A 224-nucleotide genomic window follows, 5' to 3' on the forward strand; every position below is an offset into this window, starting at 1 on the left:
AGCTGCGTCGTGCTCATCGGTGACGGTCACGGGGATCTCCAGTACCAGCTTTTCACCTTTGCCTAAGCTGTCGTAGGACGAAGCGTCAAATTCATAGCTGCCATCGGCATTGAACGTTAGGCCTTCTGCGGTGGATTCGGTGCTAAACACCAATTCAGCACCGTCACCTAAGTCGACATCCGAAGCACTCACTACGCCCGTAATCACCGTGTCTTCGGTAACGC

General features: G+C 54.0%; 1 protein-coding gene. It reads right to left on the minus strand.

Annotated elements, in window-relative coordinates; translation table 11 throughout:
* The coding region (locus LNL84_RS19700) for a VCBS domain-containing protein (RefSeq protein ID WP_244359565.1) at positions 1-224 on the minus strand (224 nt) is incomplete at both ends.

The sequence above is a fragment of the Vibrio gelatinilyticus genome (assembly GCF_022836845.1).
In the GTDB taxonomy this organism is placed as follows: Bacteria; Pseudomonadota; Gammaproteobacteria; order Enterobacterales; family Vibrionaceae; genus Vibrio; species Vibrio gelatinilyticus.